We start from the raw sequence: 19356 nt of genomic DNA on the forward strand, positions 1-19356 counted from the left end.
GTGCGGCCGTTGCGCGTGCCGGCAGGAGCGGGTCAGCGGCGCCGGGTGACGACGTTCTCCATGTCGACGTCCTTGGTCTCCGGGGAGAACCACAGGGCCACCAGGGTCAGCACGGCGCCGAACGCCAGGTAGAGGCCGACGGAGCCCACGCCGTAGCTCGCGTTGAGGGTGACCGCGACGTACGGGGTGATGGCGGCACCGAGGATCGACGCCGTGTTGTACGCGACGCCGGAGCCGGTGTAGCGCACGTTCGTGGGGAACAGCTCGGGCAGGATCGCCGACATCGAGCCGAAGGTCAGGCCCATCAGGGTCATGCCGACCACGAGGAAGAACAGCACGCGGCCCGTGCTGACGTCCGCACCGGTGCCGACCGCGGCCGGGTCCATGAGCAGGCCGAAGCTCAGCCCGAAGAGCAGGATCACCGAGGTGATGACCAGCTGCGAGCTGCGCCGGCCGAAGCGGTCCGCGACCCACCCGGAGACGGGCACCATGGCGGCGAACAGCAGCACGGCGAGCAGCTGCAGCACCAGGAAGTCCCGGTAGGGGATGCCGAGGCCGCCGTTGGCGGGGCTGCCGATGCCGTAGGAGAGGATCCACGCGGTCATCAGGTAGAAGAGCATGTAGGTGGCGAGCATGATGAACGTGCCCTGGACCATCTGCAGCCACGAGCCCCGGAACGCCTCGACGAGCGGGGTCTGGACCTTCTCGCCCTGGTCCAGCGCCTTCTGGAAGACCGGGGTCTCCTCGAGCTTGAACCGCACGTACAGGCCGACGACCACCATCACCACGGAGGCCAGGAACGGCACGCGCCAGCCCCACGTGAGGAACGGGTGGTCGGTGCCCTGCTCGGCGACCGAGACGAAGCCCATCACGATGGTCAGCACCAGGAAGAAGCCGTTGGCCAGGATGAAGCCGAACGGGGCGCCCAGCTGGGGCCACATGGCGGCGCGCGCCCGCTTGCCCTCCTCGGCGTACTCGGTGGCCAGCAGGGCCGCGCCGGACCACTCGCCGCCCAGGCCCAGGCCCTGGCAGAAGCGCAGGATCGTCAGGATGAGCGGGGCCCAGATGCCGATCGAGTAGTAGGTGGGCAGGAGGCCGATGAGGAAGGTGGCGACGCCCATGGTCAGCAGGGCGCCGATCAGGGTGGCCTTGCGGCCGATCCGGTCGCCGAAGTGCCCGAAGATCACGGAGCCGATCGGGCGGGCCACGAAGGCCGCGGCGAAGGTCGCCATGGAGGCGAGCAGCTTGGCCGTCTCGTCCTCGCCCGTGAAGAACAGGGCGGGGAACACGGCCACGGCCGCGGTGGCGTAGACGTAGAAGTCGTAGAACTCGATCGTGGTGCCCACGAGGGAGGCCAGGATCACCCGGCTGCGGGGCACGCGGTCGGACAGGGGGAGCGAGGGGGAGGACGCGCCGGCGGCGTCCTGCCCGGTCACCGGAGAGGACATGGGGAAACCTCGGTCGTAGCAGTGGGTGGGGACAAGATCCCGATAGTACGCCCGGCTGTCCGTATAGCGGGTGGCCCGTCTCACATCCTGGAACGACGACGAGGTCGGGGACGCGCTCGACGACGACGCCCCTCCCGGGTGTCGACCGGTCCGGCGGACCGGCCGGTCGACACCCGGGAGGCGGCCGTCACCCGTACCGACGCACCTCGTGGAAGAAGGAGTCGATGGTGTGCAGGCCGCCGGTGCCGGCGACCGTGTCGTAGACGTGCTTGCCCACCGCGAGGTCGAGCACGCCCAGGCCGAACGGCGAGAAGACCACCGGCCGGTCCGCCGGTACCTTCACCGCGCCGGTCATGACGTCGTGCAGCGTGCCGGCGAGGAAGTCCCGCGAGCCGGTGAGCTGCTCGGTCAGGTGCACGGACGTCTGGGCCTTGAGGCAGTGCTCCACGTCGTCGACGATGTTCGTGGCGGCGAGGATGACCTCGGGCCCGAGGTCACGCAGCGAGATGTGGAGCACGAGCGGGTGGTGCTCGAACCACGACGGGTCGGTGACGTGCGGCTCTCCCGCCGTCGTCGCGAACACGACCAGGTCGCTCGAGCGGATCAGCGACTCGGCGTCCTCGTGGACGGTGATCGTGCTCTCGGGCGCGGAGCGCTCGAGGTAGCCGCGGAAGCCCTCGCAGCTGCCCGGCAGCAGGTCGAACACCCCCACCTCGTCGAAGCCCCACCCGGTGTCCGCCAGGAACGCGTGGACGAAGCGGGCGATGAGCCCGACGCCGAAGAAGCCCACCCGTGTGGGGCGCCCCCGCTCCCGGCTGAGCCAGTCCGCGGCCAGGGCCGCGGAGGCGGCGGTCCGGGAGGCGCTGATGATGGAGCTCTCCAGGCAGGCGAAAGGGTAGCCGGTGTCCGGATCGTTGAGGATCAGCACGGCGGAGGCCCTCGGGATGCCGAACTCCACGTTGGTGGGGAAGCTGGAGATCCACTTCAGGCCGTCCACGGCACGGGGTCCCCCCAGGGAGGCGGGCAGCGCGATGATCCGTCCGGTCGGGCGGTCCGGGAACCGCAGGAAGTACGACGGCGGGTTCACCGTCTGTCCGGCGCCGTGCAGCCGGTAGGTGTCCTCCACCAGCGCGACGATCTCGGCCCGGTGCCCCTGCAGCACCTGGTCGACCTCCGCGCCGGAGATGACCGCGAAGGACGGGATGGTCGGTTGCCGTCCGGGGGCGTCCTGCCGGTGGTCGGTGCCGGGTCCGCTGGTCAGTGTCATCGTCCCTCCTCCTTCGAGGCCGTGCCCTGGAGCGACACCGGGTCGCTCATGGCGACGAGGATCTCCCGCTCGCCCTCGTACGGTTCGCGGCTGTGCGCCGTCCGGACGTTGTCGACGAGCATCAGGTCGCCGGCGCGCCACGGCTCGCGCAGCGTGTGCGACTCGTAGATCTCGTTCAGCATGGCCACGACGTCCTCGCCGATGGGGTCGCCGTTGCCGAACGCCGTCGTGAACGGGAGGCCGTCCTCCTCGTACATGTCCATGAGGTACTCGCGGACCTCCGGGTCGATCGTCCACTCGCTGAGGAAGGCGACCTGGTTGAACCAGCAGCGCTCCCCGGTGACGGGGTGACGGACGATCGCGGCGCGGCGCTGACGCGTGCGCAGGCCGCCGTCGGGCTGCCACTCGAGCTCGATCCGGTTCTCCGCGCAGTAGCGTTCGACCGCTGCGCGGTCGTCCGTGCCGAAGGCGTCCGCGACGGAGGCGCCGATCTCGTCGTTGTAGTTGCGGAGCAGCATCCAGCCGTCGCGCTCGAACCGCGCGATCAGGTCCGCGGGAAGCGCGCGCAGCACCGCCTGGGAGTCCGCGACACCGGTCACGCCGCCGGCGGCCGGGGCGGTGAGGCAGGCGAGGAGCAGCAGCCCGGGGGCGTGGAGCGTGTAGCTCAGCTCGTGGTGCATGCACATGGGCTGGTTCGCCGGCCAGGTGGCCGAGGAGTACACGCCGGGCGCGTAGGACCTGCGGGCGGCGAAGGCCTCCCGCTCGGTCATCAGCTCCGGGCTGACGGCCCGGAAGACGGCCGCGACCTGGTCGGGGTGGGACAGCCCGAGGCCGCGCACGAGGACGGCCCCGTGCCGGGCGACGGTCGCCCGGAGCGCGTCACGGTGCTGCTGGGCCCAGGGCACCGGGTCGCCCGGGGGAGAGACCAGGGCGGTGGCCGGCGCACCCGGGCGCGCGTCGACGTCGAGCTCCGGAGGTGCGGAGGTGGCGGACATGGTGGTTCCTTCCGGTGGGATCACGGGTGGGCGGGCGAGCCGGCCGCGGCGGACCTGGCGTCCAGCTCCGTGGCGAGGTCGGTGAGGACCGGGTGGCTGAGGAGGTCCTTGAGCGAGACCTTCCGGTCCAGGGCGATGGCGAGCCGGACGGCGGTCAGCGACGTGCCGCCGCGCTCGAAGAAGTGGTCACGACGGTCGATCCCGTCCTCCGACACGGCCAGCACGCGCGACCACGCCGCCGCCAGCCACTGCTCGGTCGGGGTGCGCGGGGGCTCGAGAGCGCGGCCCTCGACCTCGACGTCCGCCGCCAGCGCGGTGAGGCGCTTGCGGTCGATCTTGCCGTTGGCCGTCAGCGGGAGGGCCGGCTGCCACTGGAACACCTGCGGGACCATGTACCCGGGCAGCGACCGCGCCAGGTGCTCCCGCAGCGTGCTGGGGTCCAGCGGCTCGGGCGCGTGGTAGAAGGCGACCAGGTGCTTGCCCCGGTCCGGTCGCTCCGCCACGACGACCGCCCCGTCGCGGACTCCGGGAACCCTCAGGAGGGCGTTCTCGATGTCGCCGATCTCGATGCGGAACCCGGAGATCTTGACCTGGTTGTCCCGCCGGCCCAGGTACTCCAGCCGGCCGTCCGGCGACCAGCGACCGTAGTCGCCCGCCCGGTAGAGCCGCGCGCCGTCCACATGGGGATCGGCGGAGTACGCCTGTGCCGTCCGTTCCGGGTCGTTGACGTACCCGCGGCCCACGCACACTCCGGAGAAGGCGATCTCGCCCGGTGCTCCGAGCGGCACGAGCCGCTGCCGCTCGTCGAGGAGGTGGATCCGCACGTTCGGGACCGGCCGCCCCAGCGGCACGTGGTCGCCCGCCGGCGCGGCGCTCATCACCTCGTGGTTGGTGTCGTCCGAGGTCTCCGTCAGCCCGTAGGCGTTGACGAGCTTGACGTCGGGCAGCACGTCGAACCAGCGGCGGACCAGCTCCTGCTTCAGGGCCTCCCCGGTCGCCGAAACGCTGCGCAGACGGGGCAGGTCGCGGGGCCTGCCCTCCAGATAGGCCACCACCGCGTCCAGGTAGGAGGGGACGACCTGGAAGACGGCGACCTGGCCCTGTTCCACCGTGTCGACGAACCGCTCGACGTCGAGGATCCGGTCCTGCCCGACGATGAGGGTGCGCCCGCCGACGAGCAGGGCCGAGACCAGCTGCCACAGGGAGATGTCGAAGCACTGGGGGGCGCTCTGGGCCACGACGTCCCCGGGGCCGATCCCCAGGTCCTCGATCTTGGCGTACAGGTGGTTCAGCATCCCGTCGTGCTCGCACATCGCGCCCTTCGGCTCGCCCGTGGAGCCCGAGGTGAAGTAGATGTAGGCGAGCTGGTCCGGACGCACCTCCAGGCCGAGGTCGTGGGCGGAGTGGCCCTCCGCCTCGACGTCCTCGACGCGGAGCGTCGTCACGGCCGGCATCCCGGCCAGCGCCCCGTCCAGCGAGGTGGTGCTGCCGTCCTCCGTCAGCACCGTCCGGCACCCGGCCCGGGTGAGCGTCCTGGCGATCCGGTCGGGCGGGAAGTGCGGTTCGAGCGGCAGGTAGGCGCCGCCGGCCTTGAGGATGCCGATGACGGCAGCCATCCACTCCAGGTCCCGCTCGGCGACCACCGCCACGACGTCCTCCGCCCGGAGTCCGCGTGCGAGCAGGGCACGGGCGATCCGGTTGGCGCGGGCGTTGAGCTCCGCGTACGTCCACTGACGCGTGTCCTGGACGGCCGCGAGGCGCTCGGGATGCTGCCGGACCCGCTCCTCGAAGAGCTCGTGGAAGCGTCGCCGGGGCCGGGGTCGCACGGGCCCGGCCAGCTGCTCGAGCTGGAGGCGCCGCTCCTCCGCAGCCACCAGGTCGGCGTCCATGGGCTCCGCCTCGGGGTCGGTCACCAGGTGGCGGAGCGCGGTCAGGTGGTAGCCGGCGATCCTGAGGGCGGCTCCGGTGTCGAGGACGTCCTGTCGGTACCGCAGGCGGAGCACCTCACCCCCTGTCGACCGCCGGAGGAGCACGCCGAGCACGACGCCCTCCGGCAGCTCGGGCTCGGCGTCCTGGCGGGTGTCGAGGACCACCTCGTACGCCGCAGAACCCTCCTGGTGGGGGGCTTGCCCCCGCCCGGACTGCCCGGCCCGGGCCTGGGCCCGCCGGGCGTGCGACTCGCGGACCAGGGCCCGCCAGGACGGCCGGCCCAGATCGAGGGAGCACGGCCAGGTGCCCGCCGCGTCCCGGCATCCGGTGGTGATCTCCGACTCGCCCGACAGGGCCTGGAGCACCCGCGCGTGGGCCGCCAGCCAGACCGAGTCCGGTGCCACCTCCGCGTCCCGGGCCAGGGACCGCACCGCGGTGCGCAGGTCCTCGGGCACCGCCACCTCGACCTGTGCCTGACCCGGCCGGCGGTCCTGCGTCCACCGGGGGATCTGCGTCGGTACGGTCGCGGGGAGGGCGGGATGGCCGGGGGCCGGTTCCATCGAGTGCTCGGCGACGGCCCGGCAGGTGAGTGCACGGGTGGTGGTCATGACAGATACCTTTCCGGGGGGACGGGGGACGTGGTCGTGGCACGAAGCTCTTGTGCCGGGTTCCCACCCCATGCGGATCCTTTGGTGAGGGTCGTCCCCTTCATCACGAAGGAGTCGGCGGCGGTGACGACCCCGTCCTCGACGATGACGCCGTAGTGGACGAGGCCGCCGACGCCGAGAGTGAAGTCGTCTCCGATGATGTCGTGGTCGGACTTGAACATGCCGTCCTCCTGGGAATGGCACATGATCGACGTGCCGGTGTTCAGGGCGCATCGGGAGCCGATCGTCACCAGGCTGCGCTCGACGAACTCGCACCCGTCGTCGAAGACCCGGGCTCCGATCCGTACGCCCAGCAGTCGCCAGACCAGCGTCTTGAACGGCGTCCCGTCGAGGACGGACATGCGTCGAGTCTGGACCTGCAGCTTCCAGTAGCGCTCATGCCACCAGAAGTAGGAGTGGTAGATGGAGCAGAGCTGGGGCTGGAGCCCATGGGAGAGGGTCACGAGGCGCTCGATTCCGATGGGAACCACGAAGCCCAACAGGAGTATGAGGACGAACGAGGCGGAGATGGCAAGGAACCCGAACCGGTCGGACAGCTCTAGACCGGCGAACACGGCCAGCATGACCAGCGACGCATCGAGCCATCGAACGAGCATCAGGAGAGCCATCGTGCGTACGTTGTGCTTGTTCTTGGCGGAGAGGACCTGTTGAAAGAGGACTGGGTCCGCGTGCTCCTCGAGAGGAGCGTCCCGCAGGACCGACCGAGGGATCTCGAATGCCGGTGACCCGAGCAGACCGACGTCATGACGCACCGGTCCGTCCAGGGGAACCATCACTTTGGTGGCAAGCAGACAGTTCTCCCCGGTCCTGGCCCCGGCCGGGTAGAGAACATAGTTGCCGAGGAAGTTGTGTGCGCCGATCGCGGCCCGGCTGACCCGGAACGACGTCGGTGAGTAGTCGGTGTTCATGAACGAGACCCCGTCGGCGATCATCGTGCCGGTGCCGATCGTCGACAGGAACGGGTTGTCGTGCTTGAAGTTAGTGCCCAGGTTCGAGCCGGTCTGCTGGACCTGACCCAGGTCGTACCCGATGGCCCGCAGGTAGTTCACGACGTACGAGCTGTCGCCGAACAGCTGTCCCATCAACTGACTGTTGGTCAGCCGCTCGACCGCTCGCTCCGCCGCGTGCCGCAGTCCGTACAGCGGGTACACCGTGTCGGGCTTCAGAAATAGCTGGAGCACCCGTGGCACGGTCGTCATGACGACCAGTCCCACGACCGTTCCGCCGAGGACGCCCACGCCGGCGAACGCGACGGCGTCGGCATAGAAGACCCAATTGGTGAACGCGTGCGGATGCGACTCCAGGAGCGCGGCCACGCGCGGAAACGCCAGGACGGTCAGGATGATCGCGAGGCTCACTATGATCCGACCCAGCCCGAGGACGGCAACGAGCTCGTACGCGGCGAACAGTCCTCGTCGCCATGGCCGGTAGGGTGTGGCGTCGACCTCGCTGAAGTCCAACTCCGTGCGTCTGCCCGGCGAACCGTGCCAGTGCTCGCCCTCGGGCACGACCTGGCCGGTGTACAGACTGGACCGGTGGCCTAGCTGGGAGCCGTCTCCCATCGTCGTGTCGATGTCCAGGACGCTGCCCTCGCCGACGATCACGTTTCTGCCGAGCGTCACTGCACCGATCTGGATGACGCCACCGTGGGCGCGGTAGCCATTGGTGTACGCATCCTTGCGGATGACCGTCCCCTCCCCGATCGTGATCAGGTCGGTACAGACTGGCAGGTGATTGGTCAGGATCGTCACGTTGCGGCCCACTGTGGCGCCCATGGCCCGCAGGTAGAAAGTCGTCAGCGGGGAACCGGTCATCCGCGAGAGGGGCGAGGTGCGCATCAGGGTCTTGACCAGCCAGAACCGGAAGTAGGCCAGGCTCCAGATACGGATCTCCCCGGGCCGGAAGCGCCCGATGAGGATCCACTTCCCCGCCACCGGCAGAATGCACATCAGCACGAAGGTCGCCGCGCCGAGGGCAACGGACCGCAGGTAGATCTCCCAGAAGCCGGTTCCGTGGCCCACCCAGTGGTGGTTGCCCGGCCCCGCGTCCGGGAAGACCCACAGGTACCCCACGACCGCGACCGCCCCGGCGAGCAGGCAGTAGCCGAGGTAGACGAGCACCTGCAGGACGCCACAGGTGACGTATTCCCACGTCCGCGCGTCCATGGGCGGCGGCGACTCCGGCGCGGACGCCAGTGCCGGCGCGGGCTCCGGAGGCCGGTCCTGATCCGTCGGACCCTGCAGCGCCGCCGCGAGGGCGGCGACGTTCGGGTGACTGTAGACGTCCTTCATGGACACCGCCGGCAGGTCCGGCTGCTTGCGCACCCGGGCGCAGAACCGTGCCATCACCAGCGAGTCCGCCCCCAGGTCAGCGAAGAAGTCGGCGCCCACCGGCACTTGCTGCCCGCCCAGCACCCCGGTCAGCACCTCGGTCAGCACCTCGGTCAGACGGTCCTGCACCGGCGTGCGCACCGGCTGCGCCGGTACCAGAGCGGCGGTCAACGCCGTGATCGACGGGTGCTGGTAGACGTCCTTGATCGACACAGCCGGCAGGTCCGGCTGCTTGCGCACCCGGGCGCAGAACCGTGCCATGACCAGGGAGTCCGCCCCCAGGTCGTCGAAGAAATCGGCGTCCAGCGGAACGTCGTCCAGCTGCACCACCGAGGCGAGAAGAACGGCCAGCCGACGCTCGAGAGGCAGGTCCGCGCCGGTTCCTTCGACGGCTGGTGTGGACGGAAGATCGCGCCTCACAGGCATCGTGGGGACTGAGATCGTGGGAAGGGGAGACGCAGGGAGGGCGTCGGCGAGCTTCTTCACTGCGAGATACTCCTCGGCGAGGAGGTGGCCGAGGAACCGGTCACCGGTGTGGTTGCCGCCTGCCGACGCCATGACACCTGGTGGTGCGGTCGGCTCAGAGCGGCTGTCGAGTCGGAGCCGGCGAGCGCCTCGGCCCCGAAGTGGTCGAGGACCCAGTCCCGCTGATAGATGGTGTCCAGGTAGGGGCGGCCCATGTCCGGGGAGATGGCCACCGCAGTGACGTCCTCGGCGTGGTGGTCCGCGAGCCACGTCATGGCGCCGTGGACCACGGTCCCGGTGGAGCCGCCGAGCAGGAACCCGCGCCCGGCCAGGCGGTGGCAGGTGCGCACCGTGTCCAGCTCCTCGACCATCACCACGTCGTCGATCAGGGACTCGTCGAGCTGGGGCGGCCGCACGCTCATGCCGAGCCCGGGGATCAGACGGGTGGCCGGCGGGCGACCGAAGGAGACCGAGCCGACGGCGTCCACCGCGACGATCCGGACGTCGGGCCGGTGCTCCTTGAAGTACCGCGCGCAGCCCATCAGCGTGCCCGTGGTCCCGGCCCCCACGAACAGCACCTCGAGCTCGGGGAACTGGGCCTCGATCTCGGGGGCGGTCCAGCGGTAGTGCGCTCCCCAGTTGCCGGGGCTGGTGTACTGGTTGAGCCAGACGTACCGCTCGTCGGACCTGCACAGCTCCCGGACGTGGTTGAGCCGGGCGCCGAGGAAGCCGTCGACGGGGTCCGGCTCGGTGACCAGGTCGACGTGCGCCCCGAGCGACTCCATGAGCTGCCGGGTCGCGGGATTGCAGCGCGGGTCGATCACGCACACGAAGCTGTATCCCTTGCTGGCGGCGATCATGCTGAGCGCGACGCCGAGGTTCCCGGAGGAGGACTCCACGAGTACGGAGCCGGGGCCGACCCGTCCTTCCCGCTCGGCCCGCTCGACCATCTCCCTGGCGGGCTTGAGCTTGATCGAGCCGGCGAAGTTGAACCCCTCGATCTTCAGGTAGAGGTGGCGGCTCAGCACGCCCTCCAGATCGATGAACAGACTCTCCTCGTTGAACAGGTGCGGAGCCTTGATGATGGACATAGTGTTCCTCGTTCTCTCGCCGTGCGCTCGATCCGTGAGGAGGGCGCGGGGACGGCTTTCTGCATTCGGGTCGGCTCGTAGCTCGGCTGACGGGCACCGCAAGGACCCTCTTCTCGGCATGCCGGTCGACGAGGGCTCCGTCCTGCGGGGCGCGGTCCCGACGGATCGGTGCAACGCTGCGCTGCGGGCCCGGAGCGATCGACGGCTGTGAGTCCCCCACTCGCGGCAGGAGCCGCAGGATAGTGGTGCCAGCCGCGTAGGCGGCGGTCGTGACTGCTCAGGTGGTTCTTCTCATGGGTCTGTCCCATCCGGTGGAGAAGCGAGATCCGCTTCGCGACTGGTGCTGGCCCCTGGCGCGTTCCCCCGAACGCCCGTTGAGCTCTGTGTATGGTTCGACGTCACCAAAGTAATCCCAGGTCAGGGGGCCTCGACCAACATTTGCGCAGATGACGGACACGATTCGGACACGGCCCCGCTCGGGGTCCGGATGATCGCGGAACCGGCTCTCCTCGTCAGCGCGGGTATCCGGGTGCCGACAACGGCACGTGACGGATGATCCTGACGTGATGGAGTGCTGGGTCCGGAAGGTGCTCCGCTCCGGGATCTCGAGCAAGCACGGCACAGGGCGAGTGAGTTGTTCGCCGCTCCCGCCGGACCCTGTTCCCCGAATGGGGCCCGACATGCTTCAAGGATGACCGACGGGTCGGACGCTGTAGTCGGCCTCCGGATGGAGAAATCCTGTCCACCCGTGGTTGTACGCGGTGACGGTCACGGGACGCGGACGGTCAGCGCCGCCCGCGACTCCGCACGGTCCGGACCGGGGGCCGGCGGAAGAGCCAGGTCCAGGATCCGCCACCCGGCCACGGGCCGCCCCGGGACGGGGCCCGCACCGACCTCGTCGACGGAGGGCTCGCGGAACAGTCCGGAGCCCATGGCCTTGAGCAGGGACTCCTTGCGCGCCCACACCGTGGTCACGGCGGCCGGCCGGTCCGCGGCGGGCAGGGCCCGCAGGGCGATGATCTCGGCGGGGTGGAGCAGGGGGACCACCTGCTCGGCGGCGGCCGGGTCCTGGAGGCGTTCGACGTCCACCCCCACCTCGCGCTCGGCGGTGGCCACGAGCACCTGGTCGCCGCTGTGCGAGAGGGAGAAGTGCAGGGCGTGGTCCTCGAGCCGCGGCTTGGGCCGGGGCCCCACGGCGGGAACGGGCGGTCCCAGGCGCAGCGAGGCCGGGTCCGCGCCGGTGCGGGCGGCGAGCTCGTGGCGCAGCACGCAGTGGGCGACCACGAACCGCCGCCGGTCGCTCTCGTGGCGGAACGCCGCGGCCCGTTTCCGCTCGTCCTCGTCCAGGCAGTCCCGGACAGACTCCGCCCAGCCGATCAGAGGGGCCACGCGGGCGAGCACGACCCGCACGTCCGCGGGGGCGCCCGGCACCGGCAGCTCGACCGTGCCGGGCACGCTCGGCGGGAGCGTCGTCACGACGACGGGCTCACCGGGAGCGGCCGGGATCGGCGCACGCCTCGAGGTCCTCGAGCAGGCGGTGCCGGTTCTCCGCGAGCGGGTGGTGGCCGCCGGGGTACTCGCGCCGCTGCACGGCCCCCGTGCTGACGGGACGCCAGGCGTCCATGCCGGCGGCGTCCACCGTGTGGTCCTCGCTGCCGCGCAGCAGCAGCAGGGGCCCCCCGACCGGGGCGGGGAGCCGGTCGTGGGCCATCGAGACCAGCAGGTCCGCGCGCAGGGCTGGCAGCTGCAGGGCCAGCAGCTCGGGGTTCGCCAGCACCGCCTCGGGGGTGCCGCCCAGCCGCCGCAGCCACCGGGCGAGCGCCTCGTCCGCGCCCGGGTCCTGCGGGTCGAGCCCGGCCCGCAAATCGTCGTCCCCGTCGTCCGCCGCGTCCACGGCGCCCGGGGCGGTCTTCGCGGAGAGCGCGAGCAGCGACACCCGGATCCCCTCCCGGTGCTCGAGGAGCGAGGCGAGCTCGGCCGCGACGGAGGCGCCCATGCTGTGGCCCAGGACCACGAGCGGGACGTCCGAGGCCGCCCACGGCGCGCCGGCGACGGCCTCGGCCGCCTCCGCGGCGAGGGCGGCGACCGAGGGCGCCGGCGGCTCCCGGAAGCGGCTCTCCCGGCCGGGGTACTGGACGCCGAGGACGTGCACGTCCTCGCGCACCAGGAACCGCCAGTACCCGGCGGCCGCGCCCGAGGGTGGGCAGCAGAGCACCCGCAGCCGCGGCGTCCGGGCGGGGGCGCCGCTGCGCAGCCGGTCCTGCGCGGAGAGGTCCACGAGGCAGCGCCCGGGGGCGCCGGTCGGTCGGGTGCTCATCGGGCCGGGCCGCCCGCCTCAGGAGATGGTCGCCAGCACGGCGCCGGCGGAGACGGTGTCCCCGGGGCTCACGGACAGCCCCGAGACCGTGCCCGACTTGTGGGCGGTCAGCGGCTGCTCCATCTTCATGGCCTCGAGCACCAGCACGAGATCGCCCTCGGCCACCTCGTCCCCGTTGTCCACCGCGATCTTCACGATGGTCCCCTGCATCGGGGAGCTCAGGCTGTCGCCGCTCGCCGCGGCGGTGCCGCCGCCGCGCGCGGAGCGGGACTTGCGGGGCTTGGCGGCGGTCCCGTTGGGCTTGGCCGTGCCGGGCAGGGCGGGCAGGACCACCTCGAGGCGCTTGCCGGAGACCTCGACGACGATCGCCTGGCGCTCCTCGGCCTCGGGCCCGGCCTGCGGGACGCCCTCGAAGGGCGGGATGGTGTTGTCGAACTCCGTCTCGATCCACCGCGTGTGCACGGAGAAGGGGGCGCCGTCCGCGGGGGCGAACGCGGGATCGGCGACGACGGCGCGGTGGAAGGGGACCACGGTGGGCATGCCCTCGATGCGCAGCTCCGCCAGCGCCCGGCGGGAGCGCTCGAGGGCCTGCTGCCGGGTGGCCCCGGTGACGATCAGCTTGGCGAGCATGGAGTCGAAGTTCCCGCCCACGGTCTCGCCGGCCTGCACACCGGAGTCCACGCGCACGCCGGGACCGCCGGGCAGGTCGAGGGCGGCGATGGTGCCGGGGGAGGGCATGAAGTGCCGTCCCGGGTCCTCGCCGTTGATGCGGAACTCGATCGAGTGGCCGCGGACCTCCGGGTCGTCGTAGCCGAGGGCCTCGCCGCGGGCCAGCCGGAACTGCTCCCGCACCAGGTCGATGCCCGTGACCTCCTCGGACACCGGGTGCTCCACCTGCAGGCGGGTGTTGACCTCCAGGAACGTGATCGTGCCGTCCTGGCCCACCAGGAACTCGCACGTGCCCGCGCCCTGATAGCCGGCCTCGCGCAGGATCGCCTTCGAGGAGGCGTAGAGCAGGCGGTTCTGCTCCTCGGACAGGAACGGCGCCGGCGCCTCCTCCACGAGCTTCTGGTTGCGCCGCTGCAGGGAGCAGTCGCGGGTGGAGACGACCACCACGTTGCCGTGGGCGTCGGCCAGGCACTGGGTCTCGACGTGCCGCGGGGCGTCCAGGAAGCGCTCCACGAAGCAGTCGCCGCGGCCGAACGCCGCGGTGGCCTCGCGCACGGCGGACTCGTAGAGCTCCGGGATGTCGTCGCGGTTGCGGACCACCTTGATGCCGCGGCCGCCGCCGCCGAACGCGGCCTTGATGGCCAGGGGCAGCCCGTGCTCGTCGGCGAACGCGAGGACCTCCTCGGCGGAGCCGACCGGGTCGGTGGTGCCGGGGACCTGCGGGGCGCCGACCTTCTCCGCGATGTGGCGGGCGGCCACCTTGTCGCCGAGCTTGGCGATGGCCGCGGGCGGGGGCCCGATCCAGGTCAGTCCGGCCTCGAGCACGGCGAGGGCGAACTCGGCGTTCTCGGACAGGAAGCCGTAGCCGGGGTGCACGGCGTCGGCTCCCGAGCGGGCGGCGACGTCGAGGATCTTGTCGATCACCAGGTACGAGTCCGCGGCGGTGGACCCGCCGAGCCCGTACGCCTCGTCCGCCGTGCGGGCGTGCAGGGCGTCCCGGTCCGGGTCGGCGTACACGGCCACGGAGGCGATGCCCTCGTCGCGGGCGGCGCGGATCACGCGCACCGCGATCTCGCCGCGGTTGGCGACGAGCACCTTGGTGATGGGGCGGATGGCGCCGTCCGCGGGGTTCTTACCGGTCACGTCTCACTCCTTGTCGAATCCTCCGATGCACTGTATTCCCCGTCGTGAGCAATCGCCCAACCACCCGGCGGCGGACCGGAAATGCGACGCCGTTTCTGTAGGAGTCCTACAAAGCGCAGACCGGTTCCGGCGGGGAGCGGTTCTCAGCGGCCGGCGGTCCACAGCTCGGGCACGCCGACGCCCGCCCGGCCGAGCAGCGTGCGCAGGGTGCTGAGGCTCAGGCCGACAACGGCGTGCACGTCGCCCTCCACCCGCTCCACGAACGCCGCGCCGAGCGAGTCGATGGTGAAGGACCCGGCCACCTCCAGGGGCTCGCCGGTGGCCACGTAGGCCGCGACCTCGTCGTCGGACATCTGCGCGAAGAACACCTCGGCGCTGGCGGGCGCACCGCCGCTCCAGCCGGTCCCGCCGTCCGCCGGGCTCCGCGTGTCCACGAGCCAGTGGCCCGTATGGAGCACCCCCGAGCGCCCGCGCATGGCCCGGATCCGGGCGGTCGCCGTCGCGGCGTCCAGCGGCTTGCCGTGCACCTCGCCGTCGAGCTCGAAGACCGAGTCGCAGCCCACCACGAGGGCGCCGGCGGCCTCGGGCAGCGCCGCCACGGCCTCCGCCTTGGCCCGGGCCAGGACCATCGCGGTCTCCTCGGCGCCGGTCACGCCGCGCTCCCGGACCACGGCGTCCTCGTCCACATCGGAGACGAGCCGGTCGTGGCCGATCCCGGCGTCGGCCAGCAGCTTGGTGCGGGCGGGGGAGCGGGAGGCGAGGACGAGGCGGGGAGTCACCGTCCCAGGATACGCAGGCCGTGCGCGCGAGGGGCCGCGCTGCGCCCCTCGCCCACGCGCGAGGGGCCGCGTCCTGCTGATGAGACGTTCTCCCACCGACAGGACGCGACCCCTCACGATCGCCCGGGACGGGACGCGACACCTCGCGTCCGCCCGGCTCAGTACTCGACGACCACGCGGCCCTCGATCTTGCCCTTCTCCATCTCGTCGAGGATCGCGTTGACGTCCTCGAGCGGACGGGTGCTGTAGGTCGGGTGGATCAGACCGCGAGCGTAGAAGTCGAGGGCCTCGACCATGTCCTGGCGCGTGCCCACGATGGACCCGCGGATGGTCAGGCCCTTGAGCACGATGTCGAAGATCGGCGCCGGGAAGTCCCCGGGCGGCAGACCGTTGAACACGATCGTCCCGCCGCGACGGACCATGCCGATCGCCTGGCCGAACGCGGCCGGGTGCACGGCGGTCACCAGCACGGCGTCCGCACCGCCCGGGATCTGCGCGAGCACGGCCTCGGCCGGGTCCTCCGCGAACGCGTTGACGGTGATCTCCGCGCCGTGCTTGCGGGCGAGGGCCAGCTTGTCGTCGGCGACGTCGACCGCCGCGACCCGCAGGCCCATGGCCACCGCGTACTGCACGGCCAGGTGCCCCAGGCCGCCGATGCCCGAGATCACCACCCACTCCCCGGGCCGCGCCTCGGTCATCTTCAGGCCCTTGTAGACGGTGACACCGGCGCACAGCACCGGCGCCACCTCGTACGGGTCGGCGCCCGCGGGGATCTGCGCGGCGAAGCGGGCGTCGACCAGCATGTACTGGCCGAAGGACCCGTCGATGCTGTAGCCGCCGTTGACCTGCTCCTCGCACAGCGTCTCCCAGCCGGTGCGGCAGTTGCGGCAGTGCCCGCACGCCGAGGCCAGCCAGGCGTTGCCCACGAGGTCGCCCTCCTGCACCTCCGTGACGCCCGGGCCGAGGGCCACGACCGTGCCCACGCCCTCGTGGCCCGGGACGAAGGGCGGGGTGGGCTGGACCGGCCAGTCGCCGTGGGCGGCGTGCAGGTCGGTGTGGCACACACCGGTCGAGATCAGCTTGACGAGGACCTGGCCGGGGCCGGGTTCGGGGACCGGGAGGTCCTTGACCTCCAGGGGCTGCCCGAAGGCGGTGACGACGGCGGCGGTCATGGTGCCGGGGACCGCGGTGGCCGCGGACTCCTGGACGGTCGGGGCTTGCTGGGCGTTCATGGTGCTCCTCCTGGAACGGGCGGACGATCGGGACGGGACGGGTGAGGGCGGTTTAGAAGAAGCCCTGGGCGTCCTCGGAGTAGGAGACCAGCAGGTTCTTGGTCTGCTGGTAGTGGTCCAGCATCATGAGGTGGTTCTCGCGGCCGATGCCCGAGGACTTGTAGCCGCCGAACGCGGAGTGGGCGGGGTAGTTGTGGTACTGGTTCACCCACACGCGCCCGGCCTGGATGTCGCGGCCGGCGCGGTAGGCCAGGTTGCCGTTGCGGGCCCAGACCCCGGCGCCGAGGCCGTAGAGGGTGTCGTTGGCGGTGGCCATGGCGTCGGCGTAGTCGGTGAAGCGGGTGACCGACAGGACGGGCCCGAAGATCTCCTCCTGGAAGATGCGCATCGAGTTCTCGCCCTCGAACACCGTGGGGGAGACGTAGAAGCCCTCGGCGAGGTCCCCGTCCAGCACGTTGCGCTCGCCGCCCACGAGGACCTTCGCGCCCTCCTGCCGGCCGATGTCGATGTAGGAGAGGATCTTCTGCAGCTGGTCGTTGGAGGCCTGCGCCCCGACCTGGGTGTCGAGGTCCAGCGGGTTGCCCTGGACCATGCCCTTGACCCGCTCGACGCCGTCCGCGAGCAGCCGGTCGTAGATCGAGCCCTGGATCAGGGCCCGCGAGGGGCAGGTGCAAACCTCGCCCTGGTTGAGGGCGAAGAACGCGAAGCCCTCCAGCGCCTTGTCGTAGAAGGAGTCCTGGGCCGCGGCGACGTCCTCGAAGAAGATGTTCGGGGACTTCCCGCCCAGCTCGAGGGTCACCGGGATGATGTTCTGGGACGCGTACTGCATGATGAGCCGGCCGGTGGTGGTCTCGCCGGTGAAGGCGATCTTGCGGATCCGGGGGCTGGAGGCCAGCGGCTTGCCGGCCTCCACGCCGAAGCCGTTGACCACGTTGACCACGCCCGGGGGCAGGATGTCCGCGAGCAGCTCCATGAGCACCATGATCGAGGCCGGGGTCTGCTCGGCCGGCTTGAGCACCACGGCGTTGCCCGCGGCCAGGGCCGGGGCGAGCTTCCACACGCCCATGAGGATCGGGAAGTTCCAGGGGATGATCTGCCCGACCACGCCGAGGGGCTCGTGGAAGTGGTAGGACGTGGTGTTGTCGTCGAGCTGGGAGAGGGTGCCCTCCTGGGCGCGGATGGCCCCGGCGAAGTAGCGGAAGTGGTCGATGGCCAGGGCGATGTCCGCGTTGATGGTCTCGCGCACGGGCTTGCCGTTGTCCCAGGTCTCGGCCACGGCGAGCATCTCGAGGTTCTGCTCCATCCGGTCGGCGACCCGGTGCAGCACCAGCGCCCGCTCGGCGACCGGGGTCTTGCCCCAGGCCGGGGCGGCGGCCCACGCGGCGTCGAGCGCGGCGTCGATGTCCTCGGCGGTGCCGCGGGCCACCTCCGTGAAGGGCTTGCCGTTGACCGGGGAGATGTTCTCGAAGTACCGGCCCTGCACGGGCGGGACCCACTGTCCGCCGATCCAGTGCTCGTAGCGGGGCTTGAAGGTGACCTTCGAGCCCTCGGTGCCCGGCTGCGCGTAGACGGTGGTGAGGGACTGGGTTTCAACGCTCATGGTGACCTGCTCCTGGTGCGTGACGGTGCGTGTGGCACGGGTGCGGACCGCCTCGTCCGCACCATCGTGTGATGCGGATCACGCTACGGGGGGCCACGTTGCACGCACGTTGCACGCACGGTGCGGCGGGCGCCGGGGCCGGTCAGCGGCGCAGCCGCTCCAGCTCGAGGACGGCCGCTGCGCGGGCGGGGGAGCGGGCCGGCAGGAGGCGCAGCAGCAGCGCCCACGCCTCGGCGTCGTCGGCGGCCTCCGGCAGGGTGAGGTACTCGCGCACGGCCTCGGCCGAGCCGTCGGTGAGGACGGCCTCGCGCAGGAGCCCGGTGAGGCGGTGGCGCAGGGCCACGAGGGACGGCGCCTCGGAGTGCGGCAGCAGCGCCCCGGTGTACTCGCGCAGCGCCCGCCGGTGCGAGCCCCGGGCGAGCAGCTCGAGCACCCGGCCCGCATCCGAGGGCAGCGGGGTCTCGAGCCGGTAGGGGCGGGAGGCGATCGCCGGCCCGCCCCGGGACTCGAGCAGCCGGCGTAGCCGCAGCACCTCGGCGCGCACCGTGGTCTCCTGCGCCCGGCCGGCCCACAGCTGCTCCGACAGCTCCGCGGTGCACAGGCCGTTGCCGGCGCGGGACAGGGCCAGGAGGATCTCGGCGTGGCGCTCGGTGAGCTCCAGGGCCTGCCCGTCCAGCACCAGTGCCGGCGGGGCGTCGCCGAGCACGCGCAGGAACGCGCCGTGGGCGGGGGCGGCGGACGGCGCCGCCGCGGCGGCCTCGGAGCGGCGGGCGGAGCGCAGGGCGAGGGCGAGCTCGGCCCGGGCGGCGCGCACCGCCGCGCCGACCAGCGCCCGGGTGGCGGGGCTCGCGGCGGCGTCCCCGCCCGTCAGGTCCACGGCCCCCAGCAGCGCCCCCGTGACGGGGTGCAGCAGGGGGGCGGCCGTGCAGGTCCAGGGCCGGGCCTCGGGGTAGAAGTGCTGCTCGCGGTGCACGGTCACGGGCCGGCGCAGGACCAGGGCAGTGCCCGGGGCGTTGGTGCCCACGGCCGGCTCGGACCAGTCGGCGCCCTCGACGAAGCCCATGGACTCGGCCCGCCGCCGGGTCGCGGCGCTGCCCCGGACCCGCAGGATCACGCCGCCGGGGTCCGTGACGGCCACGACCAGCCCGGTGTCCTCGGCCAGCGGGGTGAGCAGCTCGTCGAGCACGGGCATCAGCAGCCGCAGCGGGGAGCGGGCCTCCCGGACGTCGGAGCCGTCCAGCACGACCCGCGGGGTGCAGCGCTCGGGCGCCGAGAGGTGGTCCAGCGACCGGGCCCAGGACAGTCGCAGCAGCGGGTCCATCGTCGTCGGTCCGTCCGCCGGTGCGCCCACGCGCAGCCTCCTGTCCCGTGCTGTGACCCAGCTCTCATGCCCGTCCCAGGGTAGCCCGTGACGCGTCCAGGA

The 19356-nt window shown here is 71.9% G+C and carries 13 protein-coding genes; all 13 read right to left on the minus strand.

Annotation, left to right across the window (positions count from 1 at the left end):
* Positions 1 to 32: 32 nt before the first annotated feature.
* The 13 genes from ACZ2G1_RS00085 to ACZ2G1_RS00145 all read right to left on the minus strand — a co-directional run bounded on the left by ACZ2G1_RS00085 (position 33) and on the right by ACZ2G1_RS00145 (position 19284).
* A complete protein-coding gene (locus ACZ2G1_RS00085) occupies positions 33 to 1448 on the minus strand; it encodes an MFS transporter (RefSeq protein WP_470377306.1) in 1416 nt (471 codons plus the stop codon).
* A gap of 187 nt (positions 1449 to 1635) precedes the next feature.
* Positions 1636 to 2715: a 2,3-diaminopropionate biosynthesis protein SbnB gene (gene sbnB / locus ACZ2G1_RS00090; RefSeq protein ID WP_470377307.1), complete on the minus strand. Its 1080-nt coding sequence runs from the start codon at positions 2713 to 2715 to the stop codon at positions 1636 to 1638.
* Positions 2712 to 3710 (minus strand): TauD/TfdA family dioxygenase, encoded by a 999-nt coding sequence (locus ACZ2G1_RS00095; protein WP_470377308.1) that lies wholly within the window; start codon positions 3708 to 3710, stop codon positions 2712 to 2714. The genes sbnB and ACZ2G1_RS00095 overlap by 4 nt, the downstream gene beginning before the upstream one ends.
* 20 nt (positions 3711 to 3730) lie before the next feature.
* Complete coding sequence (locus ACZ2G1_RS00100) at positions 3731 to 6247, minus strand: non-ribosomal peptide synthetase (RefSeq protein WP_470377309.1); 2517 nt, start codon at positions 6245 to 6247, stop codon at positions 3731 to 3733.
* A complete protein-coding gene (locus ACZ2G1_RS00105; protein ID WP_470377310.1) occupies positions 6244 to 9195 on the minus strand; it encodes a Pls/PosA family non-ribosomal peptide synthetase in 2952 nt (983 codons plus the stop codon). Before ACZ2G1_RS00105 ends, ACZ2G1_RS00100 begins: the two co-directional genes overlap by 4 nt.
* On the minus strand, positions 9120 to 10193 hold the full coding sequence (gene sbnA, locus ACZ2G1_RS00110) for a 2,3-diaminopropionate biosynthesis protein SbnA (protein WP_470377311.1): 1074 nt from the start codon (positions 10191 to 10193) through the stop codon (positions 9120 to 9122). Before sbnA ends, ACZ2G1_RS00105 begins: the two co-directional genes overlap by 76 nt.
* 768 nt (positions 10194 to 10961) lie before the next feature.
* The gene (locus ACZ2G1_RS00115; protein ID WP_470377312.1) at positions 10962 to 11669 is read right to left on the minus strand and encodes a 4'-phosphopantetheinyl transferase family protein; all 708 of its coding nucleotides are present in this window, start codon (positions 11667 to 11669) and stop codon (positions 10962 to 10964) included.
* A 10-nt stretch (positions 11670 to 11679) separates the two neighbouring features.
* A complete protein-coding gene (locus ACZ2G1_RS00120; RefSeq protein ID WP_470377313.1) occupies positions 11680 to 12510 on the minus strand; it encodes a thioesterase II family protein in 831 nt (276 codons plus the stop codon).
* An 18-nt stretch (positions 12511 to 12528) separates the two neighbouring features.
* Positions 12529 to 14322 (minus strand): acetyl/propionyl/methylcrotonyl-CoA carboxylase subunit alpha, encoded by a 1794-nt coding sequence (locus ACZ2G1_RS00125; protein WP_095651395.1) that lies wholly within the window; start codon positions 14320 to 14322, stop codon positions 12529 to 12531.
* A gap of 143 nt (positions 14323 to 14465) precedes the next feature.
* Positions 14466 to 15101, minus strand: a complete 636-nt coding sequence (locus ACZ2G1_RS00130) for a Maf family protein (protein ID WP_017834228.1) — start codon at positions 15099 to 15101, stop codon at positions 14466 to 14468.
* A gap of 158 nt (positions 15102 to 15259) precedes the next feature.
* Positions 15260 to 16333, minus strand: a complete 1074-nt coding sequence (adhP, locus tag ACZ2G1_RS00135) for an alcohol dehydrogenase AdhP (protein ID WP_017834229.1) — start codon at positions 16331 to 16333, stop codon at positions 15260 to 15262.
* 52 nt (positions 16334 to 16385) lie between these two features.
* Entirely contained in the window at positions 16386 to 17933 is a 1548-nt protein-coding gene (gene exaC, locus ACZ2G1_RS00140; RefSeq protein ID WP_058858411.1) for an acetaldehyde dehydrogenase ExaC, read from the minus strand.
* A 142-nt stretch (positions 17934 to 18075) separates the two neighbouring features.
* Positions 18076 to 19284 (minus strand): transcriptional regulator, encoded by a 1209-nt coding sequence (locus ACZ2G1_RS00145; protein WP_470377314.1) that lies wholly within the window; start codon positions 19282 to 19284, stop codon positions 18076 to 18078.
* Between the last annotated feature and the right edge of the window lie 72 nt (positions 19285 to 19356).

The sequence above is a fragment of the Kocuria sp. KKT182 genome (genome assembly GCF_055635395.1).

Excerpts from the sequence above, each read along its gene's own strand:
- ACZ2G1_RS00120 (WP_470377313.1), bottom strand. The coding sequence starts at position 12,510 with ATGAGCACCCGACCGACCGGCGCCCCCGGGCGCTGCCTCGTGGACCTC.
- sbnA (WP_470377311.1), bottom strand. The coding sequence starts at position 10,193 with ATGTCCATCATCAAGGCTCCGCACCTGTTCAACGAGGAGAGTCTGTTC.
- exaC (WP_058858411.1), bottom strand. The coding sequence starts at position 17,933 with ATGAGCGTTGAAACCCAGTCCCTCACCACCGTCTACGCGCAGCCGGGC.
- adhP (WP_017834229.1), bottom strand. The coding sequence starts at position 16,333 with ATGAACGCCCAGCAAGCCCCGACCGTCCAGGAGTCCGCGGCCACCGCG.
- ACZ2G1_RS00095 (WP_470377308.1), bottom strand. The coding sequence starts at position 3,710 with ATGTCCGCCACCTCCGCACCTCCGGAGCTCGACGTCGACGCGCGCCCG.
- ACZ2G1_RS00105 (WP_470377310.1), bottom strand. The coding sequence starts at position 9,195 with ATGGCGTCGGCAGGCGGCAACCACACCGGTGACCGGTTCCTCGGCCAC.
- sbnB (WP_470377307.1), bottom strand. The coding sequence starts at position 2,715 with ATGACACTGACCAGCGGACCCGGCACCGACCACCGGCAGGACGCCCCC.
- ACZ2G1_RS00085 (WP_470377306.1), bottom strand. The coding sequence starts at position 1,448 with ATGTCCTCTCCGGTGACCGGGCAGGACGCCGCCGGCGCGTCCTCCCCC.
- ACZ2G1_RS00100 (WP_470377309.1), bottom strand. The coding sequence starts at position 6,247 with ATGACCACCACCCGTGCACTCACCTGCCGGGCCGTCGCCGAGCACTCG.